The 17206-nt window shown below is 72.6% G+C and carries 13 protein-coding genes and 2 tRNA genes; 14 read left to right on the top strand and 1 reads right to left on the bottom strand.

Going from position 1 to position 17206, the window contains the following annotated elements:
* The first annotated feature begins 30 nt into the window (after positions 1 to 30).
* The 8 genes from dnaN (at position 31) to EXE57_RS11860 (ending at position 9786) form a co-directional block, all read left to right on the top strand.
* Positions 31 to 1173 carry a DNA polymerase III subunit beta gene (gene dnaN, locus EXE57_RS11895; RefSeq protein WP_135077765.1) on the top strand — a complete coding sequence of 381 codons (1143 nt, stop codon included), beginning with the start codon at positions 31 to 33 and terminating at the stop codon, positions 1171 to 1173.
* 88 nt (positions 1174 to 1261) lie between these two features.
* On the top strand, positions 1262 to 2170 hold the full coding sequence (gene gnd, locus EXE57_RS11890; protein ID WP_135077763.1) for a phosphogluconate dehydrogenase (NAD(+)-dependent, decarboxylating): 909 nt from the start codon (positions 1262 to 1264) through the stop codon (positions 2168 to 2170).
* Between the two features lie 7 nt (positions 2171 to 2177).
* Positions 2178 to 3332: a DNA replication/repair protein RecF gene (gene recF / locus EXE57_RS11885; protein ID WP_135077761.1), complete on the top strand. Its 1155-nt coding sequence runs from the start codon at positions 2178 to 2180 to the stop codon at positions 3330 to 3332.
* Entirely contained in the window at positions 3322 to 3858 is a 537-nt protein-coding gene (locus EXE57_RS11880) for a DciA family protein (RefSeq protein ID WP_244246803.1), read from the top strand. Before recF ends, EXE57_RS11880 begins: the two co-directional genes overlap by 11 nt.
* Positions 3859 to 4137: 279 nt before the next feature.
* Entirely contained in the window at positions 4138 to 6246 is a 2109-nt protein-coding gene (gene gyrB, locus EXE57_RS11875) for a DNA topoisomerase (ATP-hydrolyzing) subunit B (protein WP_167305890.1), read from the top strand.
* A gap of 141 nt (positions 6247 to 6387) precedes the next feature.
* Positions 6388 to 9045, top strand: coding sequence for a DNA gyrase subunit A (gyrA, locus tag EXE57_RS11870; RefSeq protein WP_135080888.1), 2658 nt, complete (start codon positions 6388 to 6390; stop codon positions 9043 to 9045).
* Complete coding sequence (locus EXE57_RS11865; RefSeq protein WP_135077758.1) at positions 9045 to 9605, top strand: DUF3566 domain-containing protein; 561 nt, start codon at positions 9045 to 9047, stop codon at positions 9603 to 9605. Before gyrA ends, EXE57_RS11865 begins: the two co-directional genes overlap by 1 nt.
* 104 nt (positions 9606 to 9709) lie before the next feature.
* A tRNA-Ile gene (locus EXE57_RS11860) sits at positions 9710 to 9786 on the top strand.
* Between the two features lie 18 nt (positions 9787 to 9804).
* Here the strand turns inward: EXE57_RS11860 and EXE57_RS11855 are convergent.
* Positions 9805 to 10695 carry a LysR family transcriptional regulator gene (locus EXE57_RS11855; protein WP_135077756.1) on the bottom strand — a complete coding sequence of 297 codons (891 nt, stop codon included), beginning with the start codon at positions 10693 to 10695 and terminating at the stop codon, positions 9805 to 9807.
* Positions 10696 to 10783: 88 nt separating this feature from the next.
* On the opposite strand from EXE57_RS11855, the gene EXE57_RS11850 reads away from it, so the two are divergent.
* The 6 genes from EXE57_RS11850 (at position 10784) to EXE57_RS11830 (ending at position 17139) form a co-directional block, all read left to right on the top strand.
* Complete coding sequence (locus tag EXE57_RS11850; RefSeq protein ID WP_135080886.1) at positions 10784 to 12049, top strand: MFS transporter; 1266 nt, start codon at positions 10784 to 10786, stop codon at positions 12047 to 12049.
* A 51-nt stretch (positions 12050 to 12100) separates the two neighbouring features.
* Positions 12101 to 12235, top strand: coding sequence for a DLW-39 family protein (locus EXE57_RS20215; protein WP_244246802.1), 135 nt, complete (start codon positions 12101 to 12103; stop codon positions 12233 to 12235).
* Between the two features lie 14 nt (positions 12236 to 12249).
* Positions 12250 to 12325: transfer RNA gene (locus EXE57_RS11845), tRNA-Ala, on the top strand.
* Positions 12326 to 12529: 204 nt separating this feature from the next.
* The gene (locus EXE57_RS11840) at positions 12530 to 14311 is read left to right on the top strand and encodes an ATP-binding protein (RefSeq protein WP_135077754.1); all 1782 of its coding nucleotides are present in this window, start codon (positions 12530 to 12532) and stop codon (positions 14309 to 14311) included.
* A 10-nt stretch (positions 14312 to 14321) separates the two neighbouring features.
* A complete protein-coding gene (locus tag EXE57_RS11835; RefSeq protein ID WP_208542830.1) occupies positions 14322 to 15680 on the top strand; it encodes an FAD-binding oxidoreductase in 1359 nt (452 codons plus the stop codon).
* Between the two features lie 91 nt (positions 15681 to 15771).
* Positions 15772 to 17139 carry an FAD-binding oxidoreductase gene (locus EXE57_RS11830; RefSeq protein WP_135077752.1) on the top strand — a complete coding sequence of 456 codons (1368 nt, stop codon included), beginning with the start codon at positions 15772 to 15774 and terminating at the stop codon, positions 17137 to 17139.
* Positions 17140 to 17206 lie beyond the last annotated feature (67 nt).

Genomic DNA, 17206 nt, shown 5'->3' with positions numbered 1-17206 from the left:
GCCCCTCCCGACCTCGAAGGACCCCGCACCGTGAAGTTTCGCGTCGAACGCGACGTCCTGGCTGACGCCGTCGCCTGGGCTGCCCGCAGCCTCCCGGTCCGTCCGAGCGTCCCGGTCCTCGCCGGTCTGCTGATCCAGGCCAGCGACGAGGGGCTGGTGCTCTCGACGTTCGACTACGAGACCTCCGCCCGCGCCACGCTCACCGACGCGCAGGTCTCCGACGAGGGCCAGGCCCTGGTCAGCGGCCGACTGCTGGCCGACATCTGCCGCAGCCTGCCCGCCAAGCCGGTCGAGATGGTGCTGGAGGGGCCGCGGGTCTCGCTCACCTGCGGCTCGGCGCGCTTCAGCCTGCAGACGATGCCGGTCGAGGACTACCCCTCGCTGCCGGCGATGCCCGCCGCCACCGGCACGGTGCCGAGCGACCAGTTCGCCCACGCCGTCGCCCAGGCCGTGACGGCCGCGGGCCGCGACGACATGCTGCCGGTGCTGACCGGCGTCCGGATCGAGATCGAGGGCTCGAGCATCTCGCTGCTCGCCACCGATCGGTTCCGCCTCAGCCACCGCGAGCTCGACTGGAGCCCGCGCACGCCCGACGAGACCGTCGCGGCCCTGGTGCCGGCGAAGGTTCTCGGTGACACGGCCAAGTCGCTCACCGCGGGCGGCGAGGTGACCATCGCGCTCTCGGCCTCCGGATCGGGCGAGGGCATCATCGGCTTCGAGGGGGTCGGCCCCGGCGGCGTACGCCGGACCACGACCCGCCTGCTCGACGGCGAGTTCCCCAAGGTCCGCAACCTGTTCCCCAGCGAGCACCTGACGACGGCCAAGGTCGACAAGGCCGACCTGATCGACTCGGTCAAGCGCGTCGCGCTCGTCGCGGAGCGCAACACCGCGGTGCAGCTCGCCTTCACCGACGGCCAGCTCACGCTCGACGCCGGGTCCGGCGAGGAGGCCCAGGCCTCGGAGTCGATCCACGCCGAGATCGACGGCGACCACCTGGTCACCGGCTTCAACCCGCAGTTCCTGCTCGACGGCCTCACCGCGATCGACGAGTCGGTCGTGGAGCTGGCGTTCACCCAGGCCTCCAAGCCGGTCGTCATGAGCGGTGCCGCGGGTGAGTCGGGCCAGGACCCGGCCTTCCGCTACCTGCTGATGCCGCGCCGCCTGCTGTCCTGAACCACGCCCGCGACCGGGTCGCCCCGGTGCCGTAGTTTGGTCTCGTCAGGCCCCCTCGGGGACCCCGCGACTTCACAGGAGCAACCACATGGACATCGGGATGGTCGGCCTCGGCAAGATGGGCGGCAACATGCGGACCCGGCTGCAGCGGGCCGGGCACACCGTCGTCGGCTTCGACCGCAACCCCGAGGTCTCCGACGTGGGCAGCCTCGAGGAGCTCGTGGCGGCCCTCCCCTCCCCCAAGGTCGTATGGGTGATGGTGCCCTCGGGCGACGCCACCCGTGCCACGGTGCGCGAGCTCGGAGAGCTGCTCGGCGAGGGTGACCTCGTCGTGGACGGCGGCAACTCCCGGTGGACCGACGACCAGGCCAACGCCGAGATGCTGGCCGGCAAGGGTGTCGGCTTCGTCGACTGCGGTGTCTCGGGCGGCGTCTGGGGCCTCGACAACGGCTACGCCCTCATGTTCGGCGGCTCCGCCGACGACGTCGCGAAGGTCCAGCCGGCGCTCGACGCGCTCAAGCCCGAGGGCGACTTCGGGGCGGTCCACGCGGGCAAGGTCGGCGCCGGCCACTTCTCCAAGATGGTCCACAACGGGATCGAGTACGCCGTCATGCAGGCGTACGCCGAGGGCTGGGAGCTGCTCGAGAAGGCCGAGGTGACCGACAACGTCACCGAGGTGTTCCGGTCCTGGCGCGAGGGCACCGTCATCCGCTCCTGGCTGCTCGACCTGCTGGTCGCCGCCCTCGACGAGACCCCGGCGCTGGAAGGGATCCGCGGCTACGCCGACGACTCCGGCGAGGGCCGGTGGACCGTCGAGGCCGGCATCGAGAACGCCGTCGCGACCCCGGCGATCACGGCCGCGCTCTACGCCCGCTTCGTCTCCCGCCAGGACGACTCCCCCGCCATGAAGGCGGTGGCGGCGATGCGCAACCAGTTCGGCGGACACGCCATCCAGACCTCGCCGCCGCAGGGCGGCGACGCCTCCGGCGACAGCTGAACCTCCCGTGCACGTCGCCCACCTGACCCTCCACGACTTCAGGTCCTACCCCGACCTCGAGGTCGAGCTGGGGCCGGGGGCGACGGCGTTCATCGGCCGCAACGGTCAGGGCAAGACCAACCTCGTCGAGGCCATCGACTACCTCTCCCGGCTCGGCTCCCACCGGGTCGCCACCGACGCCCCGCTGGTGCGGGCCGGTGCCGACCAGGCGGTGGTGCGGGCGGCGGTGGTCCGCGACGGGCGTACGGCGGTGCTCGAGGTGGAGCTCAACCCCGGCCGCTCCAACCGCGCCCGGGTCAACCGGTCGCCCCTGCCCAAGGCGCGCGAGCTGCTCGGACTCGTGCGAACGGTGGTGTTCTCGCCCGAGGACCTCACCCTCGTCAAGGGTGACCCGGGCGACCGGCGCACGTTCCTCGACGACCTGCTGGTGCTCCGCACGCCACGGCTGGCGGGGGTGCGCTCGGACTACGACCGGGTGCTGCGCCAGCGCAGCTCGCTCCTCAAGACCGCCGGGCTCGCCCGCGGCAGCTCGCGCGAGTCGGCGCTGTCGACCCTCGTGGTGTGGGACGCCCACCTGGCCCGCACCGGCGCCGAGCTGCTCTCGGCGCGGCTGCAGCTCGTCGACCAGCTCCGCCCCTACGTCGGCAAGGCGTACGAGACCGTCGCCCGCGGTGCCTCGCGCGACGACGCCTGGATCGACTACGCGCCCTCCTTCGAGCTGGACCCCGAAGTGGCCCGCACCGCCGACCGGGCCGCGCTGACCGACGCGCTCCTCGAGGAGCTCGAGCGCCGGCGGGGTGACGAGCTCGACCGCGGGGTCTGCCTGGTCGGGCCGCACCGCGACGAGCTCCGGCTCACGCTCGGTGACGCCGCCGCCCGGCTCCCGGTGAAGGGGTACGCCTCCCACGGGGAGTCGTGGTCCTTCGCGCTCGCGCTGCGGCTGGCGTCGTACGACCTGCTGCGCGCCGACGGCGACGACCCGATCCTGATCCTGGACGACGTGTTCGCCGAGCTCGACTCCGAGCGGCGGGCGCAGCTCGCCGACCTGGTCTCGGGCGCCGAGCAGGTCCTGGTCACCGCGGCGGTCGCCGACGACGTGCCCGCCGCCCTGGCCGGGGTCCGCTACCTCGTCGCCGACGGGGAGGTGACCCGTGACGGCTGAGGAGGAGACCCCCACTCCCCCGCCGGAGGAGCGTCGCGACGACGGGCTCGACCTGGCCCGGGCGATGTCGCGCGCCTCGGCCCGCTCCACCCCGCAGCAGCGGGCGCGCAAGCGGGCCCGCTCGCTGCCACCGACCAAGGCCCGCTCGACCGGGGCCCATCCGGACGAGCGCGACCCGCAGCTGCTCGACACCACCGTCGGCCGGCTCGTCGAGGACCACGGGTGGGAGGTCGACCTGCGCGTGCACGGAGTCTTCGGCCGCTGGCCCGAGCTGGTGGGCTCCGAGGTCGCCGCCCACAGCACGCCCGAGAGCTTCGACGACGGCCGGCTGGTCGTCCGGACCGACTCCACCGCTTGGGCCACCCAGCTCACGCTGCTCGCGCCCACCGTCGTACGCCGGCTCAACGAGGAGCTCGGCCACGGGACGGTGACCGTGATCGAGGTGCGCGGGCCGCGTGGACCGTCGTGGAAGAAGGGCCCCCGGTCGGTCCGCGACGGTCGCGGCCCGCGCGACACCTACGGCTGACCGCCGGCCCGGCTCCCGCGCGGCGCCGCAGCCGATCCAGGAGCCTCGCCGACGTACTGGGACCCACACGGCACCCTGCGCGGACGTGCGAGCGGCGGTTCCGCGCCGCTGAGAGCCATCTTCTGCCCACAGATCCCCCCGTCCTGCGGCCCGGCACGTGGATTCAGGCCCTGCAGGGGGTAACATGGACAGTCGGGTCGCGACCTCTCCAGGCGCGACCCGTGCCATGCCAGAGCGGCACCGCGGCCACGGCCCGGGCCCTACGCGTTAGAGGTGCGTGTGACCGACGAAATCGCCGTCGAGAGCAACGAAGAACCCACCCCCAGCACCGCCACTCCCGTCCCGGACGAGGTCTCCTACGACGCCTCGGCGATCCAGGTCCTCGAGGGGCTCGAGGCCGTCCGCAAGCGGCCGGGCATGTACATCGGGTCGACCGGTGAGCGCGGGCTCCACCACCTGATCTGGGAGATCGTCGACAACGCCGTCGACGAGGCGCTGGCCGGCCACTGCGACCGGATCGTGCTGACGCTGCTCGCCGACGGCGGGGTGCGGGTCGAGGACAACGGCCGTGGCATCCCGACCGACACCGCGCCCGGGCAGGAACTGCCCGCGCTCACGCTGGCGCTCACGGTCCTCCACGCCGGCGGCAAGTTCGGCGGCGGCGGCTACAAGGTCTCCGGCGGCCTCCACGGCGTCGGCGTCTCGGTCGTCAACGCCCTCTCCTCGCGGGTCCTTGCCGAGGTGCGCAACCGCGGCCACCTGTGGCGCCAGACCTTCACCGTGGGTGTCCCCGACGGTGAGCTGGAGCAGGTCCGCCCGATGGCCGACGGGGAGGAGACCGGCACCACGATCACGTACTGGGCCTCCCCCGACGTCTTCGAGACGACCACCTACTCCCTGGAGACCATCACCTCCCGGATCCGCGAGTACGCCTTCCTCAACAAAGGCCTCGAGATCGTGGTCCGCGACGAGCGGCCGATCGCGGCCGAGCTGCTGGAGGCGGTGGCCGACGAGACCGTCGACGCCTCGGTCGACCAGGCCGGCCCCGACGCGATCAAGCCCGGCGAGGGCGGTGGCCTCGAGCAGGTCTTCAAGTACGACCGTGGCCTCGTCGACTACGTCGAGCACCTCAACCGCCGCAAGGACAAGGCCAACCCGACGGTCATCAACTTCGAGGCCGAGACGCCCGAGGGCGCCGAGAGCCACATGAGCCTCGAGGTCGCGATGCAGTGGAACACCAGCTTCACCGAGTCGGTGCACACCTTCGCCAACACCATCAACACCCACGAGGGCGGCACCCACGAGGAGGGCTTCCGCTCGGCGCTCACCAGCCTGATCAACAACGCGGGCTTCGACTGGGGCCTGATGAAGAAGCAGGAGGACCGAGTCTCCGGCGACGACATCCGCGAGGGCCTGACCGCCATCATCTCGATCAAGCTGGGCGAGCCGCAGTTCGAGGGCCAGACCAAGACCAAGCTCGGCAACACCGAGGCGAAGGGCTTCGTGCAGCGGCTGGTCAACGACCAGCTCGGTGCCTGGCTCGAGGAGAACCCCGCCGAGGGCAAGGACATCGTCCGCAAGGCGCAGGCCGCGGCCAGCGCCCGGATCGCCGCCCGCAAGGCCCGCGACCTCGCCCGCTCCCGCAAGGGCCTGCTCGGCGGCGGCGGCCTGCCCGGCAAGCTGTCGGACTGCCAGTCGACCAACCCCGCCGAGTGCGAGGTCTTCATCGTCGAGGGGGACTCGGCGGGCGGCTCGGCCCGCCAGGGCCGTGACCCGCGGGTCCAGGCGATCCTCCCGATCCGCGGCAAGATCCTCAACGTCGAGAAGGCACGGCTCGACAAGGTGCTGGCCAACACCGAGGTGCAGGCCATCATCTCGGCGCTCGGCACCGGCATCCACGAGGAGTTCGACCTCGAGAAGCTGCGCTACCACAAGGTCGTGCTGATGGCGGACGCCGACGTCGACGGCCACCACATCAACACCCTGCTGCTGACGCTCCTCTTCCGCTTCATGAAGCCGCTCATCGAGCACGGCTACGTCTACATGGCGCAGCCGCCGCTCTACCGGATCCGCTGGAACAAGCCGGCCGAGCACGAGTTCGTCTACAGCGACGCCGAGCGGGAGGCGCTGACCCGCGACGGGCTCGCCCAGGGCAGGAAGCTGCCCAAGGAGAACCCCGTGCAGCGCTACAAGGGCCTCGGCGAGATGAACGCCGAGGAGCTGTGGGAGACCACCATGAACCCCGAGCAGCGGCTGATGCTCCAGGTGACCCTCGACGACGCCGCGCGCGCCGACGAGATCTTCTCGATCCTCATGGGCGAGGACGTCGAGCAGCGGCGGTCCTTCATCCAGCGCAACGCCAAGGACGTCCGATTCCTGGATATCTAGATCTCTAGCACGAGACCTAGATTCCAGTAGAACCGACCAGAGAGACGAAGACACGTGACGGAACAGACCGGAAACCTGCTCGGCGGCGACGGCGGCGAGGGCGGGGGCGGCCGGATCGAGCCGATCGAGCTGCAGACCTCGATGCAGCGCGCCTACATCGACTACGCGATGGCCGTCATCGTGGGCCGGGCGCTCCCCGACGTGCGCGACGGGCTCAAGCCGGTGCACCGCCGGGTGCTCTACGCGATGTACGACGGCGGGTACCGCCCCGACCGCGGCTTCTCCAAGTGCAGCCGCGTCGTCGGTGACGTGATGGGTCAGTACCACCCGCACGGCGACACCGCGATCTACGACACCCTGGTCCGGCTCGCCCAGCCCTGGGTGATGCGAGCCCCGCTGGTCCACGGCCAGGGAAACTTCGGCTCCCCGGGCAACGACGCCGCCGCGGCGATGCGCTACACCGAGTGCCGGATGGCCCCGTTGGCCCTCGAGATGGTCCGCGACATCCAGGAAGACACGGTCGACTTCCAGCCCAACTACGACGGGCGCTCGCAGGAGCCGACGGTGCTGCCGTCGCGCTACCCCAACCTGCTGGTCAACGGCTCGGCCGGCATCGCGGTCGGCATGGCCACGAGCATCCCGCCCCACAACCTCCGCGAGGTCGCGGAGGGTGCCCGGTGGGCGCTCGAGAACCCCGAGGCCACCCGCGAGGAGCTGCAGGACGCCCTCATCGAGCGGATCAAGGGCCCCGACTTCCCCAACGGGGCGCTGATCGTCGGGCGGGAGGGCCTCGAGCAGGCCTACCGCACCGGGCGCGGCTCGATCACCCAGCGCGCGGTCATCGAGATCGACGAGGACGCCAAGGGGCGGACCTGCCTCTCGATCACCGAGCTCCCCTACATGGTCAACCCCGACAACCTCGCGCTCAAGATCGCCGAGCTCGCCGACTCCGGCAAGGTCCAGGGCATCTCCGACGTGCGCGACGACTCCTCGGGACGCACCGGCCAGCGGCTCGTCGTGGTGCTCAAGCGCGACGCGGTCGCGCGGGTCGTGCTCAACAACCTGCTCAAGCACACCGAGCTGCAGACCAACTTCAGCGCCAACATGCTGGCGCTGGTCGACGGCGTGCCGCGCACGCTGACCATCGACCAGTTCGTCTCGAACTGGGTCACCCACCAGATCGAGGTCATCCAGCGCCGGACCCGCTTCCGGCTCGCGGAGGCCGAGCGCCGCGCCCACATCTTCCGGGGTCTGGTCAAGGCGCTCGACATGCTCGACGAGGTGATCGCGCTGATTCGTCGCTCCCCCGAGGTCGACGACGCACGACAGGGCCTGATCGAGCTGCTCGAGATCGACGAGATCCAGGCCAACGCCATCCTCGACATGCAGCTGCGCCGGCTCGCGGCGCTGGAGCGGCAGCGGATCATCGACCAGCTCGCCGAGATCGAGCTCGAGATCGCCGACCTCGAGGACATCCTCGCCAACGAGGGCCGGCAGCGGCAGATCGTCAACGACGAGCTGACCGAGATCGTCGACAAGTACGGCGACGACCGACGTACGCAGATCATCGCGGCCGACGGCGACCTGTCGATGGAGGACCTGATCCCCGACGAGGAGCTGGTCGTCTCCATCACCCGCGGCGGCTATGCCAAGCGGACCCAGCGTGCGTCCTACCGCAGCCAGAAGCGCGGCGGCAAGGGTGTCCGGGGGGCGACGCTTCGCGGCGACGACGTCGTCGAGCACTTCATCGCGACCACCAACCACCACTGGCTGCTGTTCTTCACCACGGCCGGGCGGGTCTACCGCACCAAGGCCTACAACCTGCCCGAGGCCGCCCGGGACGCGAAGGGCGGCCACGTCGCCGGCCTGCTGTCCTTCCAGCCCGACGAGGACATCGCCCAGGTGCTGGCGATCCGCGACTACGACCAGGCCCCCTACCTCGTGCTCGCCACCCGGGAGGGGCTGGTCAAGAAGACGCGGCTGGCCGACTACAACAGCCCGCGGCAGGCGGGCGTCATCGCGATCAACTTCCGCGCCGACGACGACGAGCTGATCGGCGCCGAGCTGGTCAACGCAGACGACGACATCCTGCTGGTCTCCCGCAAGGGCCAGGCGATCCGCTTCAAGGCCGACGACTCCCAGCTGCGACCGATGGGGCGCGCCACCTCGGGCGTCACCGGCATGAAGTTCCGCGACGGCGACGCGATGCTGTCGATGTCGGTGATCCGGGCCGAGCAGGTCGCCGCCGAGGAGGCAGCTGCCGAGGCGGCCCAGGCGGCCGGCGAGTCCACCGACGCCGGTGAGCTGCCCGGGGTCAAGGAGCAGTACGTCTTCACCATCACCGACGGCGGCTTCGCCAAGCGCTCGCGGATCTCCGACTACCGCCTGCAGTCGCGAGGCGGGATCGGCATCAAGACCATGTCGCTGGCCGACGAGTCCCGCGGCACGCTCGTGGGCGGGTTCATCGTCGAGGAGGGTGACGAGATCATGTCGATCACCCAGTCCGGACAGGTGGTCCGGACCCCCGTCGACGAGGGCCTGCGACCCATCGGCCGCTCGACCAAGGGCGTCGGCTTCGTACGCCTCAAGAAGGGCGACGCGGTCGCCGTCGTGGCGCGCTCGGTCGAGGCGAAGGTGACCGAGGAGGCGGGCGACGAGGCCGCCGAGGCCGGCGCCGAGGGCGAGCCCGCGCTGTCCGGCGCCGACGCCGTCGAATCGCCGGATGCCGGTGCGGGTGCAACAATCGAGGGATCGCAGACTGACGACGGCCCGGACGACGCGGGCTCCCAGGAGGACTGATGTCGGACCGCAGCGCCGAGCGGACAGCCGTCCGGGGCACCGACAGCACCGAGGACACCGCCACCCGGCCCCCGCTCACCGAGCGGATCCAGGCCAAGCTGGCGAAGGCCGCCGACGAGCACCGCAAGAGCGCCGAGGCGCCCTCCAAGCCGGTGACCGCCCGTCGTGCCCCCGCAGGTCAGGACAAGAAGGGGCCGCGTCGGGCGCGGCTCCGGCTGACCCGCGTCGACCCGTGGTCGGTGATGAAGACCTCGTTCCTGCTCTCCGTCGCGTTCGGGATCGTCACGGTGGTCTCGGTCTTCATCGTGTGGAGCGTGCTCGGCGGCGCCGGGGTCTGGGACTCCATCAACGCCACCGTCGAGGACATCCTCGGCAGCGAGGCCGGCGGGTTCGACGTCACCGACTACGTCGGCACCTCGCGGGTGCTCGGCTTCACCATGCTCGTGGCGGTGGTCGACGTGGTGCTGCTGACCGCGATCGCGACGCTCAGCGCGTTCCTCTACAACATGGCGGCCGCGCTGCTCGGCGGGATCGAAGTGACGCTGTCCGAGGACAACTGACCCGCGACCGAGCCGCTGGTGCCGTTTTGGGACGGCGGATCGGGCTGCGGTAATGTCTCCCCTCGGTCGCCCACGGGCGGCCGTCGGCGTACGACGCCACTCACGGGCCTATAGCTCAGACGGTTAGAGCGCTTCCCTGATAAGGAAGAGGTCACAGGTTCAAGTCCTGTTAGGCCCACCAGTCACCGCGAGCCCCCGGTCACCGACCGGGGGCTTCGTCGTCCCCGACGGCGTGCGTCGCGAGGAAGTCGCGCAACCGGACCGCGGGCGGCGACAGCGGCCGGTCCTCGCGCCAGGTCAGCCCGATGGTGCGGCGCGCGGCCTGCGAGGTCAGGCGTACGCCGACGGTCCCGGACTGGCCCGCGAACTGCTCGGGCACCAGCGCCACGCCGAGCCCGGCGGCGACCAGTCCCTCGATCGTCGCGAGGTCCTGGCTCTCGAACGAGATCGTCGGGGAGACGCCGGCGGCCCGCAGCAGGCCGTCGACGAGCGTGCGGAACCCGAAACCGACCGGTGTGGTGACCAGCTCCTCGTCCGCGAGGTCGGTGAGCGAGACCTGCCGCCGGTCCCGGAGCCGGTGCCGTGGCGGGACGACGAGGACCAGCCGCTCCTCCTGCAGCGGTACCCAGCCCCAGCCGCGCGGCCTCTCGGAGGTGATCGCGAGGTCGGCCGCGCCGGACTCGAGGTCGCGCAGGATCTCGTGGGCGGGCTCCTGCCGCAGCTCGACCCGGGTGCGGGGGGCGGCGGCGTGGAAGGAGCGCAGCAGCCGGGGCACGAGCGAGGTCGCCATCGAGTCCAGGAAGGCGAGCCGGACCACGCCGGCGTCGGGGTCGAGCAGCCGCCCGAGGTCGGCGAGCAGCTGGTCGTAGCGGCCGGTCAGCTCCCGCGCCGCGGCCACCACCACCTCGCCGGTCGGCGTCACGCGTACGCCGGCGGGGCCTCGCTCGAAGAGCCGTGCGCCCAGCTCGGACTCGACGCGGGCCAGCGCGCGGGAGAGCGTCGGCTGGCTGGTGCCCAGCACCTCGGCCGTCGTGGTGACGTGGCCGTGCTCGGCGAGCGCGACCAGCCAGGTGAGGTCCCGGACCAACATGGGCCGACCATACGCCTCACGCATGATGATCCGCGTCGGGACACATTGGACGCATCGTCGCCGACGACGGAGAGTGGGTCCGGTGACCATGTCCGCCGAGCGCGCCGTCGAGGGCTACCGCCCCGGGACGACGGAGTACCGGCGGGTGCTCGTCGCGCTCTTCGCGGCCGGCCTGGCGACCTTCGCCCTGCTCTACAGCACCCAGGCGCTGCTGCCCGAGCTGGCGCGGGAGTTCGAGGTCTCGACCGCGCAGAGCACGCTCTCGATGTCGCTGACGATGCTCGGCCTGGGCCTGGCGATCCTGGTCGCGGGTCCCTGGTCGGACGTGGTCGGGCGCACCGGACCGATCCGGCTGTCGATGACCGCCTCGGGCGTGGTCGCCGTCGCGTGCGCCCTGGCCCCGTCGTGGGAGGCGCTGCTGGCGCTGCGGTTCCTCGAGGGCGTGGTGCTGGCCGGGCTGCCGGCGGTGGCCACGGCGTACCTGCGCGAGGAGCTGCACCCTTCCACCCACGCCCGGGCCGCCGGCCTCTACGTCGGGGGCACCGCCATGGGCGGCATGGCCGGCCGGCTGGTGACCGGCCCGTTGGGTGAGCTGGCCGGCTGGCGGTGGGCGCTGGCGGGAGCGGCTGCCCTCGGCCTGGCCTGCGCGCTGGCCGTGCACCTGCTGCTCCCCGCCTCGCGCAACTTCGTCGCGGCCCCGACCGGCGTACGACAGCTGGCCTCGATGGCGCGCCGCGCGGTGTCCGACCCTGCGCTGCTCGCGCTCTACGCCATCGGTGGCTGTGCGATCGGTGCCCTGGTGGCGGTGTTCAACACGATCGGGTTCCGGCTCGCGGAGCCTCCGTTCGACCTCGGACTGGGGGCCGCGAGCCTCGTCTTCCTCGTCTACGCCGTCGGCTCGGGGAGCTCGGTGGCCTCGGGCAGGCTGGCCGACGCGCTCGGCCGCCGGGCCGTGCCGCCGGTCGGGTGCGCGGTCGCGATCGCGGGGCTGCTGCTGACCCTGGTGCCGTCGCTGCCGGTGGTGGTGCTCGGGATGGCGGTCCTGACCGCGGGCTTCTTCGCCGTCCACAGCGTCGCGAGCGGGTGGGTCCCGGCGCGAGCGCACGCGGGAGGGGTCAGCAGCGGCCAGGCGGCCTCCCTCTACCTGTTCACCTACTACCTCGGCTCGGCGGTCTTCGGCAGCCTCGCCGGGCAGGCCTGGAGCGTCGCGGCCTGGCCGGGCGTCGTCGGGCTGGCCACGCTGCTGATGGTCCTCGCCGCGGGGCTCGCCCTGCTGCTCCGGCGTACGCCGACCCTGCTGGTCGCGCCGACCACGTCCCGGCCCGGTGCCATCCCTGCGTCGCGGCCGCACTAGAATCGGCGCGGCCCTGCCGGTGGGCCCGAGCCGCGAGACGGAGGAGCGTCGATGAAGAAGATCCTGATGGTGCTGGTCGCCGCTGTGGGCGCCGCCTTCGCGAAGAAGAAGCTCGACGAGTCCCGCTCCGAGCAGGCGCTCTGGGCCGAGGCCACCGACCACGTCGAGCCGACCGACCGGGCCTGACACCCGCACCACCCGGGGCCTTGGCGCAATTGGTAGCGCACCTGCTTTGCAAGCAGGGGGTTAGGGGTTCGAGTCCCCTAGGCTCCACCACCACGACCACACGCCGGACGGCGTCCAGCTGACCCGCCTCTCGTCCGTGCCGAAAATCGGGGCCGCGGGCAGCCCTCGACCACCCCTATCCTCGGGGGAGACGTCTCGGGGGAGACGACGCGAGGAACGGGGTGGACGGCCAGCCGGAACTTCACCTGCACGTGCTCGGCGAGCTCACGGCCACGCGGGCGGCGTCAGCGCGCCGTGCTGGCGGGGCTGATCATCGCGCGGGACGAGGTGGTGCCCGCCGATCGGCTCGTCGACTGCGTGTGGGGTGATGAGCCACCGACCAGTGCCAACGGGGCGCTGCAGGCCTACGTGAGCCACCTGCGCCGGCGACTCGAGCCGGACGCGACGGCCCGGCACCGGGGCGGTGTCATCGCGCGCGCCGGTCCCGGCTACGCGCTGCGGCTCCCGCCCGACGCCGTCGACGCCTGGGCCTTCGAGGCGGCGGTGGAGGCGGCGGCCGGCCTGCCGCCCGCGGACGCGGTGTGCACCCTGGAGCCCGCGCTCCGGATGTGGCAGGGACCGGCCTACGCCGACTACGCGATGGAGCCCTGGGCGGAGGCGGAGGCCGCGCGGCTCACCGAGCTCCGGGCGGTGGCCCGCGAACGCCTCCTCGCCACGCGCCTCGAGCTCGGTGAGGCACAGCTCGTCACCGGCGAGCTCGAGGCCCTCGTCAACGAGGACCCGCTGCGCGAGGAACGCTGGCGCCTCCTCGCCCTCGCGCTCTACCGCGCGCACCGGCAGGCGGCGGCGCTGGCGGCGCTGCGCCGGGCACGTCAGGTGCTCGCCGACGAGCTGGGCGTCGACCCCGGGCCGGCGTTGCGCTCGCTCGAGGCGGAGGTGCTCGCCCAGTCGCCCGGCCTCGACGTGCCGACCATCGCCAGGACCGACGGCGCGACGCAGCGGGTCCCGCGGCCGAGGACGCCGGACGGGCTCGTGGACCGCGAGCGCGAGATGGAGGTCCTGCGCGCCATGGTCGACGACCTCGAGGAGGGGAGGCCGGGTTGCCTGCTGGTCGAGGGACCCTCGGGCATCGGCAAGACGCGTCTGCTCGACGAGCTGCGTCGGCTCGCGGTCGGTGCCGGCGTCTGGGTGCGGTCGGCGCGGAGCAGCTCCCTCGAGCAGGACTTCGACTGGGGAGTGGTCCGGCAGCTGCTGGGCGCCGGCGCGGACGAGTCGGTCGGTCGCGACGAGCGGTTCGCCGCCCTTCGCGGGCTCTGCGAGGTCACGACGAAGCTCGCCGACGACGCCCCGTTCGTGCTGTGCATCGACGACGTCCAGTGGTGCGACGAGGCGTCCCTGCAGTTCCTCGCCTACCTGGTCAGACGCCTCGAGGGGCTTCCCGTGCTGGTCGTGCTGGCGGTCCGCACCGGTGAGACGCACCGGGCCGACGACCTGCTGGCCGAGCTCGCCGGCAACGAGGCGGTCTCGGTGCTGCACCCCGCTCCGCTCACCGAGCAGGGCACCGCCGCCCTGGTCGCCGACCGGCTCGGGCCCGGCGCCGACACCTTCGTCGCGACCTGCCACCGGATGACCTCGGGCAACCCGTTGCTCCTGCGGCAGCTGCTGCGCGCCCTGGCCGACCAGGGCGTCCCGCCCGACACCGCCCACGTCGACACGGTCCGCGCGGTGGGGTCGCGGGCGATCACGTCGTTGGTGACGCTCCGCCTGCGCCGCATGCCGGCGACCGTCACCGCGGTCGCGCACGCCGTGGCGGTGCTCGGCCCGCTGGCCGACCTCGTGACCGTGGCCGAGCTGGCGCAGCACTCGGAGGAGGACGTCGCCGCCGCCCTCGACGTGCTCGCGCGCAGCGAGATCCTCCTCGACGGCCAGCCGCTCGACTTCGTCAACCCCCTGGTGCGCGACGCGATCCACGCCGACATCCCGGCGGGTGAGCGCGCGCTCCTCCACGAGCGGATGAACCGGAGGCTCAAGTCATCCTCAAGTCAGCCGGGGCACGCTGGGGTGCCCCGATCGTGAGGTGGTGACGGTGGCCGAGACCGAAGCGCTCCGCGGGCTGGCCGGCGGTGCCGTCCACCTGCCCGGGGACGCCCTCTACGACGAGGCGCGGATGCCCTGGAACCTCCAGGTCGACGAGCACCCGGCGGCGGTCGCCTACCCGGCCGACCCGCAGGAGGTCGCCCGGATCGTCGAGGCCGCCGCGGCCTCCGGTCTCCGGGTGGCTCCCCAGGGGACCGGCCACGGGGCCCCGCCGCTCGCGGGCCGGCTCGAGGACGCCGTGCTGCTGCGCACCTCGGCGATGACCGACCTCCGCGTGGACGCAGCCCGTCGTACGGCGCGCGCCGGCGCCGGTGTGCTGTGGGGCGACGTCGTCACCCGGGCCGGCCGGGTCGGGTTGGCGGGGATGCACATGTCCAGCCCGGGTGTGGGGGTGGTCGGCTCGTCGCTCGGCGGCGGGGTGAGCTGGTACTCCCGCCAGCACGGCCTGCAGTGCAGCGCGATCACGGCCGTCGAGCTGGTGCTCGCCGACGGGACCTTCGTGCGCGCCACCGAGACCCAGGACGCCGACCTGCTGTGGGCGGCGCGCGGCGGCCACGGCGGCTTCGGCGTGGTCACGTCGCTGGACTTCGACCTGCTGCCGATCGCGACCGCGTACGCCGGGATGCTCGCGTGGGACTGGAGGCACGCCCGCCACGTCCTCACCGCGTGGGGCGAGTGGACCGAGGGCGCGCCCGATTCGGTGACGAGCGTTGCCCGGATCTTCCAGGTGCCCGACATCGAGTGGCTGCCGGGCACGCTGCGCGGCCGGAAGATGGTCATGATCGACGCGGTGGCGATCGGCGACGCCGAGGCGGGAGCCCGTTCCATCGCCGCGCTGCGGGCGCTGCGGCCCGAGGTCGACACGTTCGCGCAGGTGCCTGCCGCCGACATCGCGCACCTCCAGCTCGACCCCCAGGAGCCGACCGCCGTCTACGCCAACAGCGTCCTGGTCGACGGACTGCCGCCGGACGCCGTGGAGGCGCTGGTCGCGTCGGCAGGTCCCGAGTCCGGCAGCAACCTGCTCTTCGTGGAGCTGCGCCAGCTCGGTGGCGCGCTGGCGCGGCCCGCCCCGCGCGGGGGCGCGCTCGACCACCTCGACGGCTCCTTCCTGGTGCTCGGCGTCGGGCTCGACGTCGGCACGGGCTGGAGCGCCGTGCGGGAGGACGCCACGCGGGTCCTGGACTCGCTCGCGCCCTGGACGTCCCGGGCGTCGTACCTCTCGATGGCCTACGAGGCCGCAGCCCGGCGCGGCTGGTCGGCTGCGTCCTACGACCGACTCCTTCGGATTCGTCAGTCTGCGGACCCGAATGGACTGTTTGTGTTGCCCCAGGCCCCCTCCGACGACTGATTCCGCAGCACAGCTCAAGTCGCATCCAAGTCCGGCTCAAGGGCGCGGGTGCACCTTCGTGGGGTCAACGAGGACAGCACACGGAGGAACCATGACCATCGCACAGACCAGCACCGCGTCCGACGTACCGTTCGAGGAGCTGGACGCACTCACGATCGGCACCGTCGCGGTGCCCGGCGAGAAGAGGTACGACGCCCTCGTCTCACCGTGGAACGTCGCCGTCCCGGTCCGCCCCGCGGCCGTCCTCGCGGCGCACGACGCCCAGGACGTCGTCGAGGCCGTGCAGTTCGCGGCCCGGCACGGGATGCGCGTCACCCCGCAGGCCACGGGCCACGGCCCGATGGCCGACCTGACCACCGAGCTGCTGGTCGTGACCAAGGAGCTCGACGAGGTCGTCGTCCACCCCGAGGGCTGGGCTCGCGTCGGGGCCGGCGTGAAGTGGCTCCGGGTCGTGGAGGCCGCAGCGCCGTACGGCCTCGCGCCCCTGTCCGGCTCGATCACCGACGTCGGCATCGTCGGCTACACCACCGGTGGCGGGCTGGGGCCGATGGCCCGCACCTACGGGTTGGCGAGCGACAAGGTGCGCGCCATCGAGGTCGTCACCGGCGACGGTGAGCTCCGGCGAGTGACGCCCACCGAGCACCCTGACCTCTTCTTCGCCCTGCGCGGAGGCAAGGGCATGCTGGGCATCGTCACCGCCATCGAGTTCGACCTGGTCCAGCAGCCCCGCTTCTACGGCGGCTCGCTGTGGTTCGACGGCTCGGACGCCGCCGCGGTCATCGACGCCTGGCGCGCCTGGTCGGCGGAGCTGCCCGAGGAGGGCACCACGTCCTTCGCCCTCTTCCAGCTGCCCGACATGGAGGGGGTGCCGCCGATGCTCGCCGGGCGGCTGACGCTGTCGGTGCGCTTCGTGTGGACGGGGTCCGCCGACGAGGGGGAGCGCAGGTTCGCCGCGATGCGTGACTCCGCCCCGGTGATCCTCGACGACGTGGCCGACAAGCCGTACGCCGCGATCGACTCGGTCCACACGGACCCGCTCGACCCGACCCCCGCCCACGAGGCCGGCCACGTGCTCACCGAGTTCACGGCGGAGACCGCGGACGCCCTGCTCGCGCTCACCGGGCCGGGCGCGGCCTCACCGCAGGTCCTGGTCGAGGTGCGCCAGCTCGGCGGTGCCTTCGCCCGGCCGGGGGAGCACCCGAGCGCCTTCGCCTCGCGCGCGGCGGCGTACTCGCTGCTCGTCGTCGGCATCTCGGAGATCCCGGGCGTGGAGGACCACGCCGCCGCGATCCTCGAGGCCGTGGCGCCGTGGGTCGGTGACCACCGGCTGCCGAACTTCACGTTCACGCCGGAGCAGTACCGCGACGCGTACGACGAGGTGACGCTGGCGCGGCTGCGCCGAGCCCGCCGCACCTACGACCCGGACGGCGTCATGAGGATCGGCGGCGTGCTGGCCTGACCCGCTGCGGCTCGTGGCCCCCTTCGGAGGGGCCACGAGCCGCGTCACGTGGACAAATTTTGGCGAT

This window comes from Nocardioides euryhalodurans, from assembly GCF_004564375.1.
Taxonomy (GTDB): domain Bacteria; phylum Actinomycetota; class Actinomycetes; order Propionibacteriales; family Nocardioidaceae; genus Nocardioides; species Nocardioides euryhalodurans.
Note: the sequence above shows the minus strand (reverse complement) of the source record. Positions and strands in the feature narration are given on the sequence as shown.

What these genes read in the sequence shown, in the direction of transcription:
- gnd (WP_135077763.1), top strand. Translation starts at nt 1,262, where the DNA reads ATGGACATCGGGATGGTCGGCCTCGGCAAGATGGGCGGCAACATGCGG.
- gyrA (WP_135080888.1), top strand. Translation starts at nt 6,388, where the DNA reads ATGCAGCGCGCCTACATCGACTACGCGATGGCCGTCATCGTGGGCCGG.
- EXE57_RS11865 (WP_135077758.1), top strand. Translation starts at nt 9,045, where the DNA reads ATGTCGGACCGCAGCGCCGAGCGGACAGCCGTCCGGGGCACCGACAGC.
- EXE57_RS11855 (WP_135077756.1), bottom strand. Translation starts at nt 10,695, where the DNA reads ATGTTGGTCCGGGACCTCACCTGGCTGGTCGCGCTCGCCGAGCACGGC.
- EXE57_RS11850 (WP_135080886.1), top strand. Translation starts at nt 10,784, where the DNA reads ATGTCCGCCGAGCGCGCCGTCGAGGGCTACCGCCCCGGGACGACGGAG.
- EXE57_RS20215 (WP_244246802.1), top strand. Translation starts at nt 12,101, where the DNA reads ATGAAGAAGATCCTGATGGTGCTGGTCGCCGCTGTGGGCGCCGCCTTC.
- EXE57_RS11830 (WP_135077752.1), top strand. Translation starts at nt 15,772, where the DNA reads ATGACCATCGCACAGACCAGCACCGCGTCCGACGTACCGTTCGAGGAG.